Here is a 20,357-nt window from a genome sequence, read left to right on the forward strand (position 1 = left end):
GGCGCCTGTGTATAGAGCAAAATCACCGGCTAAACAATTCTTATACGTCCATTACATGGACATTTTTCAGGAGACCTTCCGATGACCAAAAGTCAGCTGCCTCGTCTCGGGCGTTTTGCCGTGCGCCTGTTTGCCGGCATCCTGGGCGCCGCCGCCATCAGCGCGACGGCCCATGCCGCCTATCCCGACAAGCCGGTGCGCATCGTGGTCGGCTTTTCCGCCGGCGGCACCACCGACGTGATCGCACGCATCATGGCCAAGGAACTGACCGAGGCGCTGGGCCAGTCGTTCGTGGTGGAGAACAAGCCGGGCGGCGGCAGCAACATCGCCACCGACTATGTGGCGCGCGCCACGCCGGATGGCTACACCTTGCTGTTCGTGGCGGTGACCAGCGCCATCAACCAGACGCTCTACAAGAACGTCAACTTCGACCTGACCAAGGATTTCGCGCCGGTCGCGCTGGGCGCCAAGGTGCCCAACATCCTGGTGCTCAACCCCTCGGTGCCGGTCAAGTCGGTGCAGGAGCTGGTGGCCTATGCCAAGGCCAGCCCGGGCAAGCTGGCTTTCGCCTCGTCGGGCAGCGGCACCTCGATCCACATGGCCGGCGAGCTGTTCAAGCAGCGCGCCGGCATCGACGTGCTGCACGTGCCGTACAAGGGCAGCGCCCCGGCGGTCACCGATCTGATCGGCGGCCAGGTGCAGTTCATGTTCGACAACATGCCGTCGTCGTGGCCGCACGTGCAGGCCGGCAAGCTGCGCGCGCTGGCGGTGACCACCACCGAGCGCTCGGCCAGCGCGCCCGACCTGCCGACCATGAAGGAATCGGGTTTCGAGAACTTCGACGTGTCGTCGTGGTTCAGCCTGATCGCCCCGGCCGGCACCCCGCCCGAAGTCGTGAACACGCTGAACGCGGCCATGGTCAAGGCGCTGGACAAGCCGGAGGTCCTGCAGTCGTACGAGAAGCTGGGCGCGGTGGCGCAGAAGACCACGCCGGCCGAGTTCGGCGCCTTCATCAAGTCCGAAGTGGAAGGCTGGGCCCCGGTGGTCAAGGCCTCGGGCGCCACGGTGGACTGACGGCCGGTCCGTCTCGAGCGTGAAGAAGACGCCCGCGAGGGCGTCTTTGCTTTTGGAGCCGTGCGGATGCCTGTCCCGGCGGGGACAGGCACCCTTGCCGCTGGAGTCGCTCCCCGTGTGGGGACAGGCACCCCACCGGCGCGCCGGGAAGGGGGTTATTTCGGGCGGTTCGGGGCGATCATGGCAGTGCACACGCCGCGCAGCATGTCCACTTCGTCGCGGCTGAGCGCGCTGCGCGTGAGCAGGTGCTTCATGCGCGGCATCAGTTTCTTGGGATGCGCGGGGTCGAGAAAGCCCACGGCGACCAGCGCCTGCTCCCAGTGCGCCAGCAGGGCCTGGACGGCCGCGCCGTCGGCCGGGGCGGCGCCCGGGTTGGCCTGCTGGGCCGACGAGGCCGGCAGCAGCGACTGGCCGGTGCCGGCCAGCAGGGCATAGCGCAGCTCCCAGGCGGCCAGTTGCAGGGCCTGGGCGACGTTCAGCGAGCTGTATTGCGGGTTGGCCGGGATATGGCAAATACGGTGACAGAGCTCGATCTGGGCATTGGTCAGCCCGGCGCGCTCGGTGCCCAGAACGATCGCCACCACGCCCGCCTCGGTGTCGTCCAGGTGGCGCCGGGCCAGGCCGGCCGCTTCGCGGATGTCGCAGGGGGGCGGGCCCAGGTCGCGCACCCGCGCGGTCAGGGCGAAGGCCAGGGTGACCGGGGCCAGCGCTTCTTCCAGCGTGTCGTGGACGGCGGCGCGCTCCAGCACGTCGAGCGCCCCGCTGGCCAGCGTCACGGCCTCCGGCTGGGCGGTCATGTCGGGAAAACGGGGGGCGACCAGGACCAATTCGCCAAAGCCCGTGGTCTTGATCGCGCGGGCCGCCGAACCCACGTTGCCAGGGTGGCTGGACTGGGTCATGATGAACCGAACGCGTGAAAATGCTTGAGTCATTTAAAATGCCATGCTTGGCTTAGCGCCTTCCTGGTTTCCGATTGTATTGGCCGCGTGTTTTTCCGGCTTGCAAGGCGGCCGCCCTCACTGCGTTTGTACGGAATTCTATGCATCCGATGCTCAATACCGCCATCAAGGCGGCCCGGCGTGCCGGCACCATCATCAACCGCGCCAGTCTCGACCTGGAGCGCCTTACCGTGGCCCGCAAGGGGCCGCGCGATTATGTCACGGAAGTCGACCGCGCCTCCGAGGAGGCGATCGTCGAAGTCCTGCGCACGGCCTATCCCGACCATGCGGTGCTGGGCGAGGAGTTCGGCCTGCAGGGGCCCGAGCAGGCCGAGTTCCAGTGGATCATCGATCCGCTGGACGGCACCACCAACTATATCCATGGCCTGCCCAATTACGCGGTCTCGATCGCCTTGCTGCATCGCCGCCAGGTGACGCAGGCGGTGGTCTACGATCCGTCGCGCAACGAGCTGTTCACGGCCAGCCGCGGCAGCGGCACGTTCCTGAACGATCGCCGGGTGCGCGTGTCGGGCCGCATCCGCTACCACGACGCGCTGCTGGGCGCGCACTGGCCGCACTCGACCGACCCCGACCAGGGCTCGGGCCGTTTCCGCGCCATGGCCGAGGGCAGCGCCGGCGTGCGCCGGCTGGGATCGACCGTGCTGGACCTGGCCTACGTGGCCTGCGGCCGCCTCGACGGCTTTTGCGGCGTGGGCCTCAAGCCCTGGGACGTGGCCGCCGGCAGCCTGCTGGTGCTGGAAGCCGGCGGCCTGCTTGCCGACTTCGACGGCGAGCAGGGCTGGCTGGACACCGGCAACGTGCTGGCGGGCACGCCCAAGGTCTTCACCCACATGCTCACCGCGCTGCAGCCCCGTACGGCTTGATGCGCCATACGCCGGCTGATCGGCCGGCAGGCCGCGCCCACGCTGGATGCGCGGTCGCCGGGCCGCGCCGGCGCAGGCGCGGCCGCGCGCCGTCACCGGCGTGTCATGGCATTTCCATGTACGATTACCGGTTCCAAAACTTCCGGAGCTCCTGATGGAGTGGCTGCAGGACCCCGCCGCGTGGGTCGGCCTGCTTACCTTGGTCGTCCTCGAAATCGTACTGGGGATCGACAACCTTATCTTCATAGCCATCCTGGCGGACAAGCTGCCCCCCGCGCAGCGCGACCGCGCGCGCATCGTCGGGCTGAGCCTGGCGCTGCTCATGCGCCTGGGCCTGCTGTCAGTGATGTCCTGGCTGGTCACGCTGACCACGCCGTGGTTCTCCGTGGGACCGATGTCGTTTTCCGGCCGGGACCTGATTCTCATGCTGGGCGGCCTGTTCCTGCTCTTCAAGGGCACCATGGAGCTGCACGAACGCATCGAAGGCGGCCAGAGCCTGGACACGGGCGGTCCGCGCGTCTATGCCAGCTTCTGGGTCATCGTGACCCAGATCGTGGTGCTGGACGCGGTGTTCTCGCTGGATTCGGTCATCACCGCGGTGGGCATGGTGGACCACCTGGCGATCATGATGATCGCCGTCATCATCGCCATCGGCATCATGCTGCTGGCGTCCAAGCCGTTGACGCGCTTCGTCAACGCGCACCCCACGGTGGTGGTGCTGTGCCTGGGCTTTCTGCTGATGATCGGCTTTTCGCTGCTGGCCGAGAGCTTCGGCTTCAAGGTGCCCAAGGGCTACCTGTATGCCGCCATCGGCTTTTCCGTGGCCATCGAGGCGCTCAACCAGGTGGCGCGCCGCAACCTGCTCAAGCTGGACGCGCGCCGTCCGATGCGCGAGCGCACCGCCACGGCGGTGCTGCGCATGCTGGGCAAGCGCCCGCCCGCCAGCGACGAGTCCGACCTGCCCAGCGCCATGCCCGCCGTGCCGGCGTTCGGCGTGGAAGAGCGCAACATGGTCAGCGGCGTGCTGACGCTGGCCGAACGTTCCATCCGCTCCATCATGACGCCGCGCACCGATGTGTCGTGGGTCAATATCGATGATGACGCCGCCACCATCCGCCAGCAGCTGACCGCCGCGCCGCACAGTTTCTTCCCGGTGTGCCGGGGCTCGCTGGACGAAGTGGTGGGCATCGGCCGCGCCAAGGACCTGGTGGCCGACCTGATCACGGAAGGGCGGGTGCGCCGCAATCGCCTGCGCGACCCCATCATCGTGCACGAGTCGATCGGCATCCTGCGCCTGATGGACACCCTCAAGCGTTCGCGCGGCCAGCTGGTGCTGGTGGCCGACGAGTTCGGCGCCATCGAAGGGCTGGTGACGCCCATCGACGTATTCGAGGCCATCGCCGGCGAGTTCCCCGACGAGGATGAACTGCCCGACATCGTCGCCGAAAGCGAAAATGTCTGGAAGGTAGACGGCGCCGCCGACCTGCACCACCTGGAGCAGGTGCTGGAGATCGAGGGGCTGATCGACGAGTCCGAGGACTACTCCACCCTGGCAGGCTATCTGCTGGCCCGTTTCGGCCATCTGCCCAAGCCCGGCGATACCTGCGAATTCGAAGGATCCCATCATCGGCGCGTGCGCTTCGAAGTGCTGCAGATGGATGGGCGGCGCGTGGCGCTGGTGCGGGTCGAGCGCCTGCCCTACGACACCGTCGACGAAAGCGAGGCGGCCGACGCCGATTAACCGTTCTTACCCGGATACTGATTAGTGACTGATAGCACGCTCCACCTGCTCAAGGCATTCTTTCTCGGCATCGTCGAAGGCCTGACCGAGTTCATCCCGGTGTCCAGCACCGGGCACCTGATCGTCATCGGCGACTGGATCAACTTCGCGTCCAGTTCGGGCAAGGTGTTCGAGGTGGTCATCCAGTTCGGCTCCATCCTGGCCGTGATGTGGATATTCCGGGCCCGCCTGTGGCAATTGATCCGCGGCACCCTGACCGGGGTGCGCCAGGAGGTCAATTTCACGCGCAACCTGCTGCTGGCGTTCCTGCCGGCGGCGGTCATCGGCGCCATCTTCATCAAGTCCATCAAGCAGGTCTTCTACCACCCCGGGGTGGTGGCGGTGACGCTGGTGGTGGGCGGGTTCATCATGCTGTGGGTCGAGCGGCGCGCGCCGCACACGCCGGGCGATGCGCCCGGCGCGGCCGACGATACCGCCTCGGACGAGCGCGCCACCGCCCATACGCTGGAGCAGATCAGCGCCAAGCAGGCGCTGGGCGTGGGCGTGGCGCAGTGCGTGGCCATGATCCCGGGTGTTTCGCGCTCGGGCGCCACCATCATCGGCGGCATGATCGCCGGCATCCAGCGCAAGACCGCCACCGAGTTCTCGTTCTTCCTGGCCATGCCGACCATGCTGGGCGCGGCGGTCTACGACCTGTACCGCAATATCGGCCTGCTCAGCCAGCACGACATGTCGGCCATCGCCGTGGGTTTCGTGGCGGCCTTTCTCAGTGCGCTGGTGGTAGTGCGCGCGGTGCTGCGCTTCGTGGCCAACCATACCTACCGCGTGTTCGCGTGGTACCGCATCGCCCTGGGCCTGGTGGTGGCCGCCTGGATCTACGCCAAATGAAAAAGAGCCTGTCCCGACGGGGACAGGCTCTTTTTCCCGGCGCGGATAGATACCGTCCCGGCCGTCAAGCGTTCATGGCGCATGACGGGGTGCCTGTCCCCGCGGGGACAGGCACCAGGATTCCTGCGAGGACAGGGGCCTCATGGCGGGGTCTTCAATCTTCGTCTTCGACCAGGTCGAAGCACTGCAGGCCATCGCGGTCGATGACCAGCCAGCCGCCGCGCGGCGGGTCGGCGTGGTCGCAGTCCCAGTCCGGCAGCACCCAGCGTTCGCGCTTGCGGCCGTCGACCGACAGCACATGGCGCGCCGGCCGGTGGGTGTGGCCATGCACCAGCACATCGACGTCGGCCTCGCGCAGGGCGGCCTCGACGGACGCGGGATTGACGTCCATGATTTCCATCGACTTGGCCTGGTTGGCCGCCTGGCTTTCGCCGCGGGCCTGCTCGGCCATGGCCAGCCGTTCGGGGATGCTCATGGCCAGGAACTGCGCCTGCCATTGCGGGTTGCGCACCATGGCGCGGAACTGCTGGTAGGCGCTGTCGTCGGTACAGTACTCGTCGCCGTGCGTGAGCAGGATGCGGCCGTAGTCGGTTTCGAGCAGCACCGGCTCGGGCAGCAGATGCGCGCCGAGCGCGTCGGCCAGCTCCTGGCCGATCAGGAAGTCGCGGTTGCCGCGGCCCAGGTAGACCGGAATGCGCCCGGCGGCCGCGCGGATGCCTTGCAGCACCGCCGCCAGCCAGGGCGGCGCGGCCCGGATGACGTCGTCCCCGATCCAGGCGTCAAAGATGTCGCCCGGAAGAAGCAGGGCCGACGCCTCGTCGGCGGCGGCCTGCAGCAGTCCCAGGAATGCTTCGGCGGTGGCCGGCGTGGCCGGCCCCAGGTGCAGGTCGGAAGCCAGCCACAACGGCCCCTGCAGCGCCAGCTTATTCAAGGACTTCGGCTTTTTCGATGATCACGTCCTCGGCCGGCACGTTCTGGTGGAAGCCACGGTTGCCGGTCTTGACGTTCTTGATCTTGTCGACCACCTCGGTGCCCTCGGTGACCACGCCGAACACGGCGTAGCCCCAGCCGTTGGGCGTGGGCGCGGTGAAGTTGAGGAAGTCGTTGTCGGACACGTTGATGAAGAACTGCGCGGTGGCCGAGTGCGGATCGCTGGTGCGGGCCATGGCGAGCGTGTATTTGTCGTTCTTCAGGCCGTTGTTGGCCTCGTTCTCGATGGGCGCCTTGGTGGGCTTTTGCTTCATGCCGGGCTCGAAGCCGCCGCCCTGGATCATGAAGCCGTCGATGACGCGGTGGAACACCGTGCCGTCATAGAAGCCGTCCTTGGTATAGGCGACGAAGTTTTCCACGCTCTTGGGCGCCTTTTCGGCATTCAGGGTGATGATGATGTCGCCCTGGTTGGTGTGCAGCTTGACGCGGGGATTCGTGCTCATGGATGAGGTGCCTTTTGAAGTAGGGGTGGAGTTGGCGGGCTGGGCGCCCGCGCCTGCGGGCAGCAGGGCTGCCAGCGCGATCGTGCACGCCGTCAGGCGCAGCATCTTAAGCGGAAAATGGCGGAACATCATTTGGGCTGTTTATCCTTCAACAGGGATTCGATTTCCTCGACGCGGGCCTTCATGCCCGGCACGCCGCGAGCCGCCTCCTGGCGGTAGGTGCGCAGGGCCATCATCAGCTGGATGTCGCCGAGGTTGGCGCGCGCGGCGGCGTAGTCGGGATTCGCGCGCAGGGCCATCTGTAGACTGTCCTGGGCGCGTTCGAGTTCACCGCGCGACGCATAGATGGCGGCCAGGTTGTTCCAGGGTTCGGGCAGCTCCGGGAATTGGTTCGTCATGTCACTGTATACCGCAATGGCCTCGTCGGCGCGACCCAGCGCGGCCAGCGCGCGGGCGTGCTGGAACATCAGCTGCACGTCGGCGCCGCGCTGGCCCTTGATGGCGGCCTCGCGCCGCTCGATCAGGCTGAGGGCCTCTTCGTTGGCGCCGCGGTTGAGCAGCTCCTCGATGCGGTCGGTGATCTGCGAGGGCGTGGGGTCCAGGCGCGTGTCTACGCCGGGCTTGGCGGCCTCCAGCAGGTTGGCCAGCCCCTGCCAGCCGCCTTCGGGCGGGTAGGGGTCCAGCTTGGTCTGGTTGGCGTAGCGGTTCTTGGCCGAGCCGCCGGCCATCGACTGCGCCAGCACGGGGGCGCTGGCCGATATGGCGATGGCCAGGGTCAGGAGGACAGTGCAAAGGCGCGGCTTGGTGGTCACGATGGCATCCGTAGTAAGGCCCGGGGAACCGCGCGCTGCGCGTGCAGTCAGGCCGCTTGCTATACTTGACGATCGCCATTTTAGCCCTGGTTGCGTTTCAGGCTCGAGCGCGGCCGTGCAGGCTGTCCGGGCCGGCGCCATGTGCCTGCCGGCGGGCCCGCCGCGGCGCCCCGGGGCAGCCTGGGTGCGGCGGCGGTGCTGCCTTGCCCGCGCAACCTTTCCAACAATTCCAGAGCGCCATGCTGCACATCTACAACACGTTGTCGCGTACCAAAGAACCGTTCAAGCCGGCCCATGCCGGCCAGGTGCGCATGTACGTGTGTGGCATGACCGTCTACGACTATTGCCACCTCGGGCACGCCCGCATGCTGGTGGCCTTCGACGTGGTGCAGCGCTGGCTGCGCGCCAGCGGGCTGGCGGTCGACTACGTGCGCAACATCACCGACATCGACGACAAGATCATCCGCCGCGCGGTCGAGACCGGCCGGCGCATCGGCGAGGTCACCGAATACTACATCGCCGCCATGCACGCGGACGAACGCGCCCTGGGCGTGCAGCCGCCCGACCGCGAGCCGCGCGCCACGCAGTACGTGGGCGAGATGCTGGACATCATCGGCCGCCTGGAGAGCAAGGGCCTGGCCTACCGGGCCGAGGACGGCGATGTCAATTACGCGGTGCGCGGGTTCGCCGACTACGGCAAGCTGTCGGGCAAGTCGCTCGACGACCTGCGCGCCGGCGAGCGCGTCGCGGTGGGCTCGGCCAAGCGGGATCCGCTGGATTTCGTGCTGTGGAAGTCGGCCAAGCCGCAGGAGCCGGACGACACCAAATGGGAGTCGCCCTATGGGCTGGGCCGCCCGGGCTGGCATATCGAATGCTCGGCCATGAGCAAGACCCTGCTCGGCCTGCCGCTGGATATCCACGGCGGCGGTCCGGACCTGAAGTTTCCCCACCACGAGAACGAGATCGCCCAGACCGAGGGGGCGTTCGGCGGCGCGCTGGCCAATGTCTGGATGCATTGCGGTCCGCTGATGGTCGACGCCGACAAGATGTCGAAGTCGCTGGGCAACTTCCGCACCATCCGCCAGACCATCGCGCAGGGCGCGCTGTCGGACACGCAGGCCGAATACGCGGTCAATCCGCGCGAGGCCGAAATGCTGCGCTTTTTCATCGTGCGCAACCACTATCGCAGCCCGCAGAACTATGCGCCGGACAACCTGGTCGACGCGCAGAACGCGCTCGACCGGCTGTATCAGGCGCTGCAGAACACCGCGGCCGACGGCCAGGGCGTGGACTGGAGCGAGCCGCAGGCGCAGGCCTTCAAGGCCGCCATGGACGACGATTTCAACAGCTCCGGGGCGGTCGCCGCCCTGTTCGAGCTGGCCTCCGAGGCCAACCGCACCGGCAGCGCGCGCGCCGCCGGCCAGCTCAAGGCGCTGGGGGCGGTGCTGGGCCTGCTGCAGCAGGACCCGCCGGCCTATTTCCAGTCGCCCACGCGCTATTCGGCCGCCGCCCGCGAGCAGGGCGCGCCCGCCGCGGCGCTGGACGCCGCCGCCATCGAGGCGCGCATCGCCGAGCGCGCGGCCGCCAAGGCGGCGCGCGACTTCGCCCGCGCCGACGCGATCCGCGCCGAGCTGCGCGCGGCCGGCGTCGAGCTCGACGACAAGCCCGGCGGCCTGACGCAGTGGCGTCGCGCCTGAGCCCCGGGAAACGCAGCTCCATGTCCAGCGCCGATATCGTCATCGTCAAGCCCGATTACTGGGACGACGCGGTTGCGCACCTGATGCGCCGCGACCGCATTCTCAAACGCATCATCCCCCAGCACGGTGAAACCTGGCTGACCTCGCGCGGCTCGCCGTTCGTGACGCTGGCGCGCGCCATCATCGGCCAGCAGATCTCGGTCAAGGCCGCCGACGCGCTGTGGCAGCGCTTCCTGGAGACCGTGGGCAAGCGCCCCACGCCGGCCACCGTGCTGCGCGCCGGGCTGCCGGCGCTGCGCGCGGCCGGCCTGTCGCAGCGCAAGGCCGAGTACCTGGTGGACCTGGCCACCCATTTCGGGCAACGCCTGGTGCATCCGGAGAAATGGGCCGCCATGGACGACGAGGCCGTCATCGCCGAGCTGGTCGCGATCCGCGGCATCGGCCGCTGGACGGCGGAGATGTTTTTGATTTTCAATCTGCAGCGCCCCGACGTCCTGCCGCTGGATGATCTTGGGCTGCTGAAGGCAATCTCGTTACACTATTTCAGCGGCGAGCCCGTTTCGCGCTTCGAGGCCCGTGAGGTCTCGCTGGCATGGCAGCCCTGGCGTACCGTGGCGACCTGGTATTTGTGGCGCAGTCTGGAACCGGCAGCGGTCCAGTACTGAACCGGCCAGGCCGCCCATCAACGGAACCTCACATACATGCGCAATACTTTCCTGGAATTCGAACAACCGCTCGCCGAGCTTGAGAACAAGATCGAGCAGCTGCGCTACGTGCAGGCCGACTCCGCGGTGGACATCTCCGACGAAATCGGCCGCCTGCAGCAAAAGAGCCAGAACCTGGCCAAGGAAATCTACGGCAAGCTGACGCCATGGCAGACCGCGCTGGTGGCGCGCCATCCGCAGCGCCCGTACACGCTGGACTACGTGCGCGAAATCTTCACCGACTTCCATGAGCTGCACGGCGACCGCATGTACGCCGACGACCAGTCCATCGTCGGCGGGCTGGCCCGCTTCAACGGCTCGGCCTGCATGGTCATCGGCCACCAGAAGGGCCGCGACACCAAGGAGCGCGCCGCGCGCAACTTCGGCATGCCGCGCCCCGAGGGCTACCGCAAGGCGCTGCGCCTGATGCGCCTGGCCGAGAAGTTCCGCCTGCCCATCTTCACCTTCATCGACACGCCGGGCGCCTATCCCGGCATCGGCGCCGAAGAGCGCGGCCAGTCCGAGGCGATTGGCCGCAACCTGTACGCCATGGCCGAGCTGAAGGTGCCGGTCATCTGCACCGTGATCGGCGAGGGCGGTTCGGGCGGCGCGCTGGCCATCGCGGTCGGCAACGCCGTGCTGATGCTGCAGTACGCAACCTATTCGGTGATTTCGCCCGAAGGCTGCGCGTCCATCCTGTGGCGCAGCGCCGACAAGGCGCCCGAGGCGGCCGAGGCGCTGGCCATCACCGCGCCGCGCCTGAAGGACCTGGGCCTGGTCGACCGCGTGGTCAACGAGCCGGTCGGCGGCGCCCACCGCGACCCGCGCGTGATGGCGCGCCTGCTGCGCCGGGCCCTGGGCGACGCCCTGCGCCAGCTGCAGGGCCTGGGGCCCGAGCAATTGGTCGACCAGCGCCTGCAGCGCCTGATGTCGTACGGGCGCTTCCAGGAAGTCCGCGCCTAGCGGCCGCGCGGGCTGGCCACGCCAGCCCGCCAGCGCGTCACGCCGGCGCCGACAGCCACCATGTCCACCTCCACCGCAGCGCCGGCTCCCTCTCTTTCCGATCTATGCCCCGCGGCCTTGCGCCGGCCGGTGGCGGCCGCCCTGCGCGCCCTGGATCCCGCGCCGGCGCGGCTGGCGGTGGCCGTCAGCGGCGGCGCCGATTCGGCCATGCTGGCCGTGGCGGCGGCCGCGGTCTTGCCGCCCGGCTGCACGCTGCGCCTGTTCCATGTCCACCATGGGCTGCAGGCGGCGGCCGACCAATGGGCTGCGCAGGTGCGCGGCCTGGGCGCGCTGCTGGGCGTGCCGGTGGACGAGGCGCGCGTCACCGTGCCGCCGGGCCAGGGGCTGGGCATGGAGGCCGCCGCCCGCCTGGCGCGCTACCAGGCCCTGGCCGGGCTGGCCCGCCAGCATGGCGTGCGGCATATCCTGCTGGCGCATCACCGCAACGACCAGGCGGAGACCGTCCTGCTGCGCCTGCTGCGCGGCACCGGCCTGCAGGGCATGGCGGCCATGGCGCCGCTCAGCGAGCGCGACGGCGTGGCCTACCTGCGGCCCTGGCTGGACGTCGACCGCGCAGCCATCCTGGCGCTGGCCGGCGCGGTGCGCGCGCAGTGCGGCTGGCAGGCGGTGCAGGATCCCACCAATACCGACCCGCGCTATGCGCGCGCCGCCGTGCGCACGCAGCTCGCCCCGGCGCTGGACGCGCGCTGGCCCGGCTGGCAGGCCATCGTGGCGCGCCATGCGCGCCAAATGGCCGAGGCGGCCGAGATCGTGGCCGAGGTGGCGCGGGCCGATTTCGATACGCTGGAGCCGGCCGATGCCGGCCGCAGTTTTTCGCTGGCGGCCTGGCGCGGCCTGTCGGCGGCGCGCCAGGCGCAGGCGTTGCGGCACTGGCTGGCCAGCCAGGACGCGCCGATGCCGACCGAGGCGCGGCTGGCGGAACTGCAGCGCCAGTTGCGCCAATTGCACGCGCTGGGCCACGACCGCCACTTGCGCTGGCAACACGCCGGGCGCGTCGTGCGCTGCGAGCGCGGCCGCGTCTGGATCGACGATTAGGGCCTGGCGCGCCGGCGCTGCGCAAATTTTTACCGTCGCGTTAAAATACTCAGCTTTGCCCGCCCAGACCCTATGCGGGCTTGTCAGCCAGAGTACGAGATGTCCCTGATCGTTCAAAAGTATGGCGGTACTTCGATGGGCTCGGTCGAGCGCATCAAGAACGTGGCGCGCCGCGTCGCGAAGTGGCATGCTGCCGGCCACAAGGTCGTGGTGGTGCCGTCGGCCATGGCGGGCGAGACCAATCGCCTGCTGAGCCTGGCGCGCGAAATCAGCCCGCAGCCCGACGGCCGCGAGCTCGACATGATCGCCGCCACCGGCGAGCAGGCCAGCAGCGGCATGCTCGCCATCGCCCTGCAGGCCGAGGGCGTGCCCGCACGCAGCTACGCGGGCTGGCAGGTGCCGGTGCGCACCGACTCGTCCTATACCAAGGCCCGCATCAAGTCGATCGACGACAAGCGCGTGCTGGCCGATCTGGACGCCGGCCGCGTGGTCATCGTGACGGGGTTCCAGGGCGTGGACGACGACGGGCACATCACCACGCTGGGCCGCGGCGGTTCGGATACCTCGGCGGTGGCCGTGGCGGCCGCCATCAAGGCCGACGAATGCCTGATCTTCACCGACGTCGACGGCGTGTACACCACCGATCCGCGCGTGGTGCCGGAAGCGCGCCGCATGGCGGTGGTGTCGTTCGAGGAAATGCTCGAAATGGCCTCGCTCGGCTCCAAGGTGCTGCAGATCCGCTCGGTCGAGTTCGCCGGCAAGTACCATGTTCCGACCCGCGTGCTGTCCTCGCTGACCGACCCGCTTATCCCGCTCGAAGAAGAAATGCGTTCGGGCACGCTGATTACTTTTGAGGAAGACGAAAAAATGGAAGCCGCCGTTGTCTCCGGCATCGCCTTCAGCCGCGACGAAGCCAAAATCACCCTGCTGGCCGTGCCGGACAAGCCGGGCATCGCCTATTCGATCCTGGGCCCGGTGGCTGCGGCCAATATCGATGTCGACATGATCGTGCAGAACCAGTCGGTGGCCGGTACGACCGACTTCTCGTTCACCGTCAATCGCAACGAATACCAGCGCACCCTGGACCTGCTCAAGCGCGAGGTCATCCCCGCGGTGAGCGCGCGCGAACTGGTCACCGACGAGAAGGTCGCCAAGGTGTCGATCGTCGGCATCGGCATGCGTTCGCACGTGGGCGTGGCCAGCCTGATGTTCCAGACGCTGTCGCAGGAAGGCATCAACATCCAGATGATCAGCACCAGCGAGATCAAGACCTCGGTGATCATCGACGACAAGTACATGGAACTGGCCGTGCGTTCGCTGCACAAGGCATTCGGCCTGGACCAGGTCCCGGGCGATCAGGTCTAGGAAAAGATCGGCACGATTTTTCGCTGTTCGGGGCAGGGCGCCTGCAGACGCAGTGGAAATCGTGCTAGAATCCTCGACTCTTTTGGAGATGTGCCCGAGAGGCTGAAGGGGCTCCCCTGCTAAGGGAGTATGTGGCTAAAAACTGCATCGTGGGTTCGAATCCCACCATCTCCGCCAAAGATCAAAAAGGCCCTTGAGCAATCAAGGGCCTTTTTCTTTTGCGGCGCGGCGGTGCCTGTCCCCGCGGGGACAGGCACCTGCAACCGAGCCACGTCACCCGGCCTCCCATCGGCCGGCCACGCCCGGTGCCCGCCCCTGCGGGGACAGGCACCCCCGATCGAGCCACACCGTTCCCGGTGCCTGTCCCCGCGGGGACAGGCACCTGCAACCGAGCCACGTCGGACGCATGGAGTTCGAGTTGCGCGCACGCTACGAATAACAGGCCTGTCCTGACATAATTGTCAGTTTTCCGGGAATTCCCTAGTACTGTCCGCGTTTGCTCGTCCATATACTGACTGTCATGTCAGTAAAACGAGCGCAATATGAAACAGCAGCATGAGTCCGGCATCGCCGTGGTGGTCGGGCCGGACGAGGGCGACAGCTTCTGGCAGCCGGTGCCGGCCAACGGCTTCGTGCGCACCTTGCTCAACCGCGCGAACACCGGCGCCTCGGTCGATTTCAGCGCCGGCACCCAGACGGTCGCGCCGGGCTGCCACGTGCGCGAGCACTTCCATGACGACCGCGAGGAAGTGATCTTCATCACCGAAGGGACCGGCACGGCGCTCATCGATGGCGTCGAGCATCCGCTGGCCCCGGGCGCCTGTCTGTTCCTGGGCAAGTCGCGCAAGCACAGCTTTCTCAATGCCGGGCCCGAGCCCCTGTCGTTCTTCTGGATCCTCATGCCGGGCGGGCTGGACGATTTCTTTCGCCAGATCGGCCGCGCGCGCCAGCCGGGCGAACCGGCGCCGCAGCCGTTCGCGCGCCCGGCCGACATCGACCGCATCGAAGCCAATACGGTATTCGGCTGGACCGCCAAGTCCTGAGCCGCTCGCCCCGTTTCACCTCTACCCGTACGGAAGTTCCAGTGTTTATCGAAGAACGCGATTACCGCATCAAGCCGGGCAAGGCCGGCCTTTTCGTGGCCACCTACGAAGCGCACGGCCTGGCGCTGCAGAAGAAGTACCTGGGCCGCTTCCTGGGCTATTTCATGTCCGAGATCGGCGAACTCAACCACGTGGTGGCCTGGTGGGCCTACGACAGCCTGGATGAACGCGACGCGGCCCGCTCGCGCATGCTGGCCGATCCCCAGTGGCAGGCGTACCTGGAGCGGGTGACCGACCTGATCGACCTGCAGCAGACCCGCATTCTCAAGCCGGTTTCGTTCTCGCCCATCCAGTAGCAAGCCATCATGAATCACGTAGCAGTAATCGGGGGCGGCATCATCGGCGCCTCCTGGGCCGTTGTGTTCGCGCGCCGCGGGTTGGAAGTGACCATCGTCGAGCGCGACGCGGCGTGCCTGGCGGGGCTGCCCGCGCGGCTGGCCGGCATGATCGAGCGCAGCGCGTCCCTGCTGGGGGCGGGCGAGCAGCCCGGCGACGTGGCGGCGCGCATCGGCGCGACCGACGCGCTGGCGGCCGCGGTGGGCCGCGCGGATTATGTGCAGGAAGCGGTTTCGGAGAACCTGGCGCTCAAGCGTACGCTGTTCGCCGAACTGGACGCGCTGGCGCCGGCCCATGCGCTGCTGGCCAGCTCCACCTCGACCTATGGCGCCAGCCAGTTCACCGAGGCGCTGGCCGGGCGCGCGCGCTGCCTGGTCGCGCATCCCATGACGCCGCCGCATCTGTCGCCGGTGGTGGAGATGGCGGCGTCGGCCTGGACCGACCCGCAGGTCCTGGCCGGCGCCGAGGCGTTCATGCGCTCGCTGGGGCAGCATCCAGTGCGCATCAGGAAGGAGATTCCGGGCTTCGTGCTCAACCGGCTGCAAGGCGCCTTGCTGATGGAAATGTTCCGCGTGATCGCCGACGACGTGATTTCGCCGGCGGACGCCGATGCCCTGATCAGCCAGGGGCTGGGCCTGCGCTGGGCCACGCTGGGGCCGCTGGAGGGTGTGGACCTGAATGCGCCGGGCGGGATTGCCGACTATCTGCAGCGCTACGGCCACATCTTCAATGACATGGCGGCCGGCCAGGGCTTGCCCGCGCCGGTCGATGCCGAGCTGATCAGCGCGCTGGATGGCGCGATGCGCGCCGCGCTGCCGCTGGAGCGCCTGGAGGCCAAGCGCGGCTGGCGCGATCGCGCCATCGCCGGCGTACGGGTGGCGCTACACGATTACACAGGGGAAAAACCATGAAATTGATCAGGGCCGTCGATGGCCTGAATCGCCTGGCGTGCTGGCTGATGGCCGGACTGATGCTGGGCATGACATTGTGCACGCTGTGGCAGGTGTCGGTGCGCTTCCTGCTTACCGGGCTGGGCTGGAACGTGGCCGCGCCGTGGAGCGAAGAGGTATCGCGCTACCTGATGATCTGGATCATCTTTCTCGGCGCCGGCGTGGCCTGCCGCAAGGCGCAGCTGATCGCGCTGGAGCTGGTGGTGACGCTGCTGCCCGCGCCGCTGGGGCGCGCGCTGCGCTTTGCCGCGCTGTTGGGCTGCCTGGTGTTCTTCACGCTGATGATCTACCTGGGCCTGGAGTTCATGGAGTTCGGCGCGATCGAGACCAGTCCGGTGCTGTCCATGCCCAAGACCTGGATCTACCTGGCCATGCCGGTGGGTTTCGGACTGATGTTCCTCAACACCGCGACGCTGATCGCCGAATGCCTGCTGCAAGGCATCGACATCCGCCACGCCAGCCAGCAAGAAGCCCAGGAGTAATCATGCTTTCAGCCGTTGTTCTGCTGTTGCTGCTGTTCGCCGCCAGCATCCCCGTGGCCCTGAGCCTGGGCATCGCGCCGCTGCCGGCGCTGCTGGCGCGGGACGTGCCGTTGCTGGCCGTGCCCCAGACCATGTTCGAGTCGATGGACTCGTTCGCGCTGATGGCCGTGCCGTTCTTCGTGCTGGCCGGGCGCCTGATGCAGACCGGCGGCATCGCCGGGCGGCTGATGGACCTGGGCCTGGCGCTGATCGGCTGGGTCAAGGGCGGCCTGGGCGGCGCCGCGGTGCTGACCACCATGTTCTTCTCGACCATCTGCGGCTCGTCCTCGGCCACCACCGCGGCCATCGGCTCGGTGATGATTCCCGAGATGGAGCGGCGCGGCTATCCGCGTCCGTTCGCCGCGTCGGTGGTGGCCTCCAGCGGCGAGCTGGGCGTGATCCTGCCGCCGTCGGTGCCGATAATCATCTACGCCATGCTGACCGGCACGTCGGTGGCGCAGATGTTCGTGGCCGGCATCCTGCCCGGCCTGCTGATCGGCCTGTCGCTGATCATCACCATTCTCATCATGTCGCGCCTGGGCGATTACGGCGGTTCGCAGCGCGTAAGCGTGGGCGAATGGGCGCTCAACGTCTGGCGCGCGCTGCGCCGGGCCAGCCTGTCGCTGCTGATGCCGGTGATCATCCTGGGCGGCATCTACGGCGGGCTGTTCACCGCCACCGAGGCCGCGGTCGTGGCGGTGGCCTATACCTTCGTGGTCAGCGTGTTCATTTACCGCGAAATCAAGTGGAAAGACCTGCCCGAGATCTTCTGGTCGTCGGCGGTGACCTCCGGCATCGTCCTGTTGATCGTGGGCTTCGCGTCGGTGTTCGCCTATGTGCTGTCGCTCTACCAGGCGCCGCAGCAGGTGGCTGCGCTGTTGCTGGGCGTGTCCGACAACCCGCTGGTGTTCCTGCTGTTGGTCAACATCGCGCTGCTGGTGGTGGGCCTGTTCATGGAGACCTTCGCGGCGATCCTGATCCTGGCCCCGGTGCTGGCGCCGGTGGCCGTCAGCCTGGGCATCGACCCGGTGCATTTCGGGCTGATCGTGATCGTCAACCTGGCGGTGGGCATGGTCACGCCGCCGGTCGGGGTGAACCTGTTCCTGGTATGCGGCATCGCCCGCGTGTCGATGGAGCGCCTGATGCGCCCGCTGTCGGTATTCCTGGGCGTGCTGCTGCTGGACCTGATCATCATTACCTACGGGCCGGTGCTGTACGCCCGCTTTTTCTGAACCCTGTCACTTCCCAAGGAAGCGCAACATGAACGTCGTGAAATCCCTGTTTGCCGCGCTCGCACTGGCCGGCGCCTCGTTCGGCGCCAGCGCCGAGCCCATCCAGATCAATATCGGCCACGCGCTGGGCGACACCAGCTCGTACCAGGTGGCCGGCCTGCATTTCGCCGAGCTGATGAAGCAGAAGGTGGGCGACAAGGTCAAGGTCACCCTGTATCCGTCCGGCGGACTGGGCGGCGAGCTCAAGCTGGTGCAGGGCGCGCGCACCGGCGTGGTCGATGCGATGATCATCGCCCAGGCCTCGCTGGAGAACACGGTGCGCGAATACCGCGTCCTGTCGCTGCCGTACCTGTTCACCGACTACGAAGAGGCCAACCGCATCATGCAGGGCCCGGTTGGCGATCGCCTGCTGGACGTGCTGCCCAAGTACAACATGGTCGGGCTGGGCTGGGGCGCGGTGTATGCGCGCAGCCTGGCGTCGATGAAGCCGGTTCCCGACCTGGCGGCGATGAAGGGCCTGAAGGTGCGGGTCATCCAGTCGCCGGGCTTCGTCGAGGCCTATCGCGCCCTCGGTTCGCAGCCCACGCCGACCGCCTACGCCGAACTGTTCCTCAGCCTGCAGAACGGCGTGGTCGACGCCGCCGAGCTGAGCCCCGACCAGACCGTGGCCGATGGCTTTGCCGAAGTGATCAAGTATTACTCGGTGACCGCCGCCCACCAGCTGCCCAGCCTGTTCATCATCTCCAAGGCCAAGTTCGACCGCCTGCCCGAGGACGTGCGTAAGGCTGTCGAGGAAGCGGGCCGCGAATCCATGCAGGTGGCGGTGAAGTTCCAGGACCAGAAGCTGGCCGAGGCGTTCGACGTGCTCAAGCAGCGCGGCGTGCAGGTGCAGTATCCCGACCAGGCGCCGCTGCGCGAGGCGGCCCGTGGCGCGTGGGATCAGATCGCCAAGGCGGCGCCGGGCGGCGAGCAGTTCCTGGTAGAGATCGAAGCGGCCCGCGCGGCCAAGTGATCCGGCAGCGCATGACGGATTTGACCGTGATCCTGCCCGACGGCGCGCGCCTGGCGGCGCGCGAGACGGGCGCGGGCGAGGCCGTGCTGCTGGTCAGCGGGCTGGGCGGCACGGGCGCCTTCTGGACGCCCGTGGCGGCCGGCCTGCAAGGGCGGCGCTGCGTGGTGTTCGACCAGCGCGGCGTGGCCGGCTCCACGCGCGGCGATGCCGCGGTGGACATCGCCCGGCTGGCCGCCGACGCCTGGGCCGTGCTGGATGCGCGCGGCATCGAACGCGCCCATCTGGTGGGGCATTCGACCGGCGGCTGCATCGTGCAGGAGATGGCCCTGTCGGCGCCCGCGCGGGCGGCCAGCCTGGTGCTGGGCGGCACCTGGGGCGGGCGCAACGCCTATATGCAGTCGCTGTTCGCCATGCGGGCCGCGCTGCTGGCGGCGTCGCCGGCGCTGTACGAGCAGGCGGGCGCCTATCTGTCGTATCCGGCCGCCTGGTTGCTGGCGCATCCCGAAGCCGTGCCGGCGGCGGCAGCGCCGTGGCCGGCGCAGCGGGTCGCCGTGGTGCGCGAGCGCATCGCCGCCTTGCTGGCGTACGATCGCCTGGACGATCTGCCGGGGCTGGACGCGCCCGCGCTGGTGCTGGGCGCGCGCGACGACCAGATCGTGCCGTTCGCGCTGCAGCAGCAGCTGGCGCGCGTGCTGCCGGGGGCGCAATTGCGCCCGCTGGAGCATGGCGGCCATTTCTTTCCCATTGTGCGCGGCGCCGATTACGTCGCCGCGCTGCTCGATTGGTTTGGACATCATTCCTTATGACGCATCGCATTGCATTCATCGGCCTGGGCGCCATCGCCTCGGACGTGGCCGCCGGCCTGCTGGCCGACGCCGCGCAGCCGTGCCAGCTGGCCGCGCTGACGCGCAACGCGGCGGACCTGCCGCCCGCGCTGGCCGGGCGCGTCGCCTTGCTCGACGGCTTGCCCGGCCTGCTGGCCTGGCGTCCCGACCTGGTGGTCGAGGCGGCCGGCCAGCAGGCGATTGCCGAGCACGCCGAGGGCTGCCTGAAGGCCGGCCTGGACATGATCATCTGCTCGGCCGGCGCGCTGGCCGATGACGCCTTGCGCGCACGCCTCATCGCCGCGGCCGAGGCCGGCGGCGCCCGGATCCGCGTGCCGGCCGGGGCGATCGCCGGTCTGGACTACCTGCAGGCCGTGGCGGGCCGCGACGACGCCGAAGTGGTGTACGAATCGCGTAAACCCGTGGCGGCCTGGCGCGCCGAACTGCCCGGCATGGGGATAGACCCGGATACGCTGGCCGAAAGCCGCACGCTGTTCAGCGGACCGGCGCGCGAGGCGGCGCTGCGCTTTCCCAAGAATCTGAACGTGGCGGCCACGCTGGCGCTGGCCGGCATCGGCATGACGCGCACGCGCGTGGAGGTGGTGGTCGATCCGCGGGCGCGCGGCAACCAGCACCGCATCCAGGTGCGCAGCCCGTTGGGCGAGATGCAGATCGAGCTGGTCAACGCGCCGTCGCCGGCCAATCCCAAGACTTCATGGCTGGTGGCGCAAAGCGTGCTGGCCACGATCCGCCGCCATCTGGCGCGCTTTACCATCGGCTGAGCC

At 68.2% G+C, this 20,357-nt stretch carries 21 protein-coding genes and 1 tRNA gene; 18 read left to right on the forward strand and 4 right to left on the reverse strand.

Annotated features, from left to right (window positions below; all coding sequences use genetic code 11):
- Positions 1 to 81: 81 nt before the first annotated feature.
- Positions 82 to 1,074, forward strand: coding sequence for a tripartite tricarboxylate transporter substrate binding protein (locus LK409_RS09415; protein WP_010928458.1), 993 nt, complete (start codon positions 82 to 84; stop codon positions 1,072 to 1,074).
- 155 nt (positions 1,075 to 1,229) lie between these two features.
- Here LK409_RS09415 and LK409_RS09420 read toward each other — a convergent pair whose 3' ends face one another.
- Positions 1,230 to 2,006, reverse strand: a complete 777-nt coding sequence (locus LK409_RS09420; RefSeq protein WP_102967409.1) for an RNA methyltransferase — start codon at positions 2,004 to 2,006, stop codon at positions 1,230 to 1,232.
- A 107-nt stretch (positions 2,007 to 2,113) separates the two neighbouring features.
- Here LK409_RS09420 and LK409_RS09425 point away from each other — a divergent pair, with 107 nt between their 5' ends.
- The 3 genes from LK409_RS09425 (at position 2,114) to LK409_RS09435 (ending at position 5,525) form a co-directional block, all read left to right on the forward strand.
- Positions 2,114 to 2,896: an inositol monophosphatase family protein gene (locus LK409_RS09425; protein ID WP_003809990.1), complete on the forward strand. Its 783-nt coding sequence runs from the start codon at positions 2,114 to 2,116 to the stop codon at positions 2,894 to 2,896.
- 154 nt (positions 2,897 to 3,050) lie between these two features.
- Positions 3,051 to 4,637 carry a TerC family protein gene (locus tag LK409_RS09430; RefSeq protein ID WP_003809992.1) on the forward strand — a complete coding sequence of 529 codons (1,587 nt, stop codon included), beginning with the start codon at positions 3,051 to 3,053 and terminating at the stop codon, positions 4,635 to 4,637.
- Between the two features lie 24 nt (positions 4,638 to 4,661).
- Positions 4,662 to 5,525: an undecaprenyl-diphosphate phosphatase gene (locus LK409_RS09435; protein WP_003809994.1), complete on the forward strand. Its 864-nt coding sequence runs from the start codon at positions 4,662 to 4,664 to the stop codon at positions 5,523 to 5,525.
- Positions 5,526 to 5,679: 154 nt separating this feature from the next.
- Here the strand turns inward: LK409_RS09435 and LK409_RS09440 are convergent, their stop codons facing one another.
- The 3 genes from LK409_RS09440 to LK409_RS09450 all read right to left on the reverse strand — a co-directional run bounded on the left by LK409_RS09440 (position 5,680) and on the right by LK409_RS09450 (position 7,770).
- Positions 5,680 to 6,456 (reverse strand): UDP-2,3-diacylglucosamine diphosphatase, encoded by a 777-nt coding sequence (locus tag LK409_RS09440; RefSeq protein WP_010926282.1) that lies wholly within the window; start codon positions 6,454 to 6,456, stop codon positions 5,680 to 5,682.
- Positions 6,449 to 6,958, reverse strand: coding sequence for a peptidylprolyl isomerase (locus LK409_RS09445; RefSeq protein WP_003809999.1), 510 nt, complete (start codon positions 6,956 to 6,958; stop codon positions 6,449 to 6,451). The genes LK409_RS09440 and LK409_RS09445 overlap by 8 nt, the downstream gene beginning before the upstream one ends.
- Before the next feature lie 128 nt (positions 6,959 to 7,086).
- Complete coding sequence (locus LK409_RS09450) at positions 7,087 to 7,770, reverse strand: tetratricopeptide repeat protein (protein ID WP_010928461.1); 684 nt, start codon at positions 7,768 to 7,770, stop codon at positions 7,087 to 7,089.
- Between the two features lie 239 nt (positions 7,771 to 8,009).
- Between LK409_RS09450 and cysS the strand changes: the two genes are divergently transcribed.
- The 14 genes from cysS to LK409_RS09520 all read left to right on the forward strand — a co-directional run bounded on the left by cysS (position 8,010) and on the right by LK409_RS09520 (position 20,354).
- On the forward strand, positions 8,010 to 9,467 hold the full coding sequence (cysS, locus tag LK409_RS09455) for a cysteine--tRNA ligase (protein WP_003810003.1): 1,458 nt from the start codon (positions 8,010 to 8,012) through the stop codon (positions 9,465 to 9,467).
- A 20-nt stretch (positions 9,468 to 9,487) separates the two neighbouring features.
- On the forward strand, positions 9,488 to 10,132 hold the full coding sequence (locus tag LK409_RS09460; RefSeq protein WP_003810006.1) for a DNA-3-methyladenine glycosylase family protein: 645 nt from the start codon (positions 9,488 to 9,490) through the stop codon (positions 10,130 to 10,132).
- A 36-nt stretch (positions 10,133 to 10,168) separates the two neighbouring features.
- Positions 10,169 to 11,134 carry an acetyl-CoA carboxylase carboxyltransferase subunit alpha gene (locus tag LK409_RS09465; RefSeq protein ID WP_003810007.1) on the forward strand — a complete coding sequence of 322 codons (966 nt, stop codon included), beginning with the start codon at positions 10,169 to 10,171 and terminating at the stop codon, positions 11,132 to 11,134.
- Positions 11,135 to 11,263: 129 nt separating this feature from the next.
- Positions 11,264 to 12,229, forward strand: a complete 966-nt coding sequence (gene tilS, locus LK409_RS09470; protein ID WP_169507386.1) for a tRNA lysidine(34) synthetase TilS — start codon at positions 11,264 to 11,266, stop codon at positions 12,227 to 12,229.
- A gap of 99 nt (positions 12,230 to 12,328) precedes the next feature.
- On the forward strand, positions 12,329 to 13,594 hold the full coding sequence (locus tag LK409_RS09475; protein WP_010930633.1) for an aspartate kinase: 1,266 nt from the start codon (positions 12,329 to 12,331) through the stop codon (positions 13,592 to 13,594).
- Between the two features lie 84 nt (positions 13,595 to 13,678).
- A tRNA-Ser gene (locus LK409_RS09480) sits at positions 13,679 to 13,771 on the forward strand.
- A gap of 365 nt (positions 13,772 to 14,136) precedes the next feature.
- Positions 14,137 to 14,637, forward strand: coding sequence for a cupin domain-containing protein (locus LK409_RS09485; RefSeq protein ID WP_010928464.1), 501 nt, complete (start codon positions 14,137 to 14,139; stop codon positions 14,635 to 14,637).
- A gap of 41 nt (positions 14,638 to 14,678) precedes the next feature.
- Positions 14,679 to 14,993: an NIPSNAP family protein gene (locus LK409_RS09490; RefSeq protein ID WP_003810016.1), complete on the forward strand. Its 315-nt coding sequence runs from the start codon at positions 14,679 to 14,681 to the stop codon at positions 14,991 to 14,993.
- A 9-nt stretch (positions 14,994 to 15,002) separates the two neighbouring features.
- Positions 15,003 to 15,944: a 3-hydroxyacyl-CoA dehydrogenase gene (locus LK409_RS09495; RefSeq protein WP_010928465.1), complete on the forward strand. Its 942-nt coding sequence runs from the start codon at positions 15,003 to 15,005 to the stop codon at positions 15,942 to 15,944.
- A complete protein-coding gene (locus tag LK409_RS09500; RefSeq protein ID WP_003810020.1) occupies positions 15,941 to 16,465 on the forward strand; it encodes a TRAP transporter small permease in 525 nt (174 codons plus the stop codon). The genes LK409_RS09495 and LK409_RS09500 overlap by 4 nt, the downstream gene beginning before the upstream one ends.
- Before the next feature lie 2 nt (positions 16,466 to 16,467).
- Positions 16,468 to 17,736 carry a TRAP transporter large permease gene (locus LK409_RS09505; RefSeq protein WP_010928466.1) on the forward strand — a complete coding sequence of 423 codons (1,269 nt, stop codon included), beginning with the start codon at positions 16,468 to 16,470 and terminating at the stop codon, positions 17,734 to 17,736.
- Between the two features lie 28 nt (positions 17,737 to 17,764).
- A complete protein-coding gene (locus LK409_RS09510; protein ID WP_004568037.1) occupies positions 17,765 to 18,748 on the forward strand; it encodes a TRAP transporter substrate-binding protein in 984 nt (327 codons plus the stop codon).
- The gene (locus LK409_RS09515; protein WP_010928467.1) at positions 18,745 to 19,554 is read left to right on the forward strand and encodes an alpha/beta fold hydrolase; all 810 of its coding nucleotides are present in this window, start codon (positions 18,745 to 18,747) and stop codon (positions 19,552 to 19,554) included. Before LK409_RS09510 ends, LK409_RS09515 begins: the two co-directional genes overlap by 4 nt.
- Positions 19,551 to 20,354, forward strand: coding sequence for an aspartate dehydrogenase (locus tag LK409_RS09520; protein WP_010928468.1), 804 nt, complete (start codon positions 19,551 to 19,553; stop codon positions 20,352 to 20,354). Before LK409_RS09515 ends, LK409_RS09520 begins: the two co-directional genes overlap by 4 nt.
- The last annotated feature ends 3 nt before the right edge of the window (positions 20,355 to 20,357 follow it).

Source organism: Bordetella parapertussis (assembly GCF_020735925.1).
GTDB lineage: Bacteria > Pseudomonadota > Gammaproteobacteria > Burkholderiales > Burkholderiaceae_B > Bordetella > Bordetella pertussis.

Coding starts and splice junctions, on each gene's coding strand:
- LK409_RS09510 (WP_004568037.1), top strand. CDS start 17,765: ATGAACGTCGTGAAATCCCTGTTTGCCGCGCTCGCACTGGCCGGCGCC.
- LK409_RS09420 (WP_102967409.1), bottom strand. CDS start 2,006: ATGACTCAAGCATTTTCACGCGTTCGGTTCATCATGACCCAGTCCAGC.
- cysS (WP_003810003.1), top strand. CDS start 8,010: ATGCTGCACATCTACAACACGTTGTCGCGTACCAAAGAACCGTTCAAG.
- LK409_RS09460 (WP_003810006.1), top strand. CDS start 9,488: ATGTCCAGCGCCGATATCGTCATCGTCAAGCCCGATTACTGGGACGAC.
- LK409_RS09445 (WP_003809999.1), bottom strand. CDS start 6,958: ATGAGCACGAATCCCCGCGTCAAGCTGCACACCAACCAGGGCGACATC.
- LK409_RS09415 (WP_010928458.1), top strand. CDS start 82: ATGACCAAAAGTCAGCTGCCTCGTCTCGGGCGTTTTGCCGTGCGCCTG.
- LK409_RS09430 (WP_003809992.1), top strand. CDS start 3,051: ATGGAGTGGCTGCAGGACCCCGCCGCGTGGGTCGGCCTGCTTACCTTG.
- LK409_RS09495 (WP_010928465.1), top strand. CDS start 15,003: ATGAATCACGTAGCAGTAATCGGGGGCGGCATCATCGGCGCCTCCTGG.
- LK409_RS09465 (WP_003810007.1), top strand. CDS start 10,169: ATGCGCAATACTTTCCTGGAATTCGAACAACCGCTCGCCGAGCTTGAG.
- LK409_RS09485 (WP_010928464.1), top strand. CDS start 14,137: ATGAAACAGCAGCATGAGTCCGGCATCGCCGTGGTGGTCGGGCCGGAC.
- LK409_RS09475 (WP_010930633.1), top strand. CDS start 12,329: ATGTCCCTGATCGTTCAAAAGTATGGCGGTACTTCGATGGGCTCGGTC.
- LK409_RS09520 (WP_010928468.1), top strand. CDS start 19,551: ATGACGCATCGCATTGCATTCATCGGCCTGGGCGCCATCGCCTCGGAC.
- LK409_RS09505 (WP_010928466.1), top strand. CDS start 16,468: ATGCTTTCAGCCGTTGTTCTGCTGTTGCTGCTGTTCGCCGCCAGCATC.
- LK409_RS09500 (WP_003810020.1), top strand. CDS start 15,941: ATGAAATTGATCAGGGCCGTCGATGGCCTGAATCGCCTGGCGTGCTGG.
- LK409_RS09425 (WP_003809990.1), top strand. CDS start 2,114: ATGCATCCGATGCTCAATACCGCCATCAAGGCGGCCCGGCGTGCCGGC.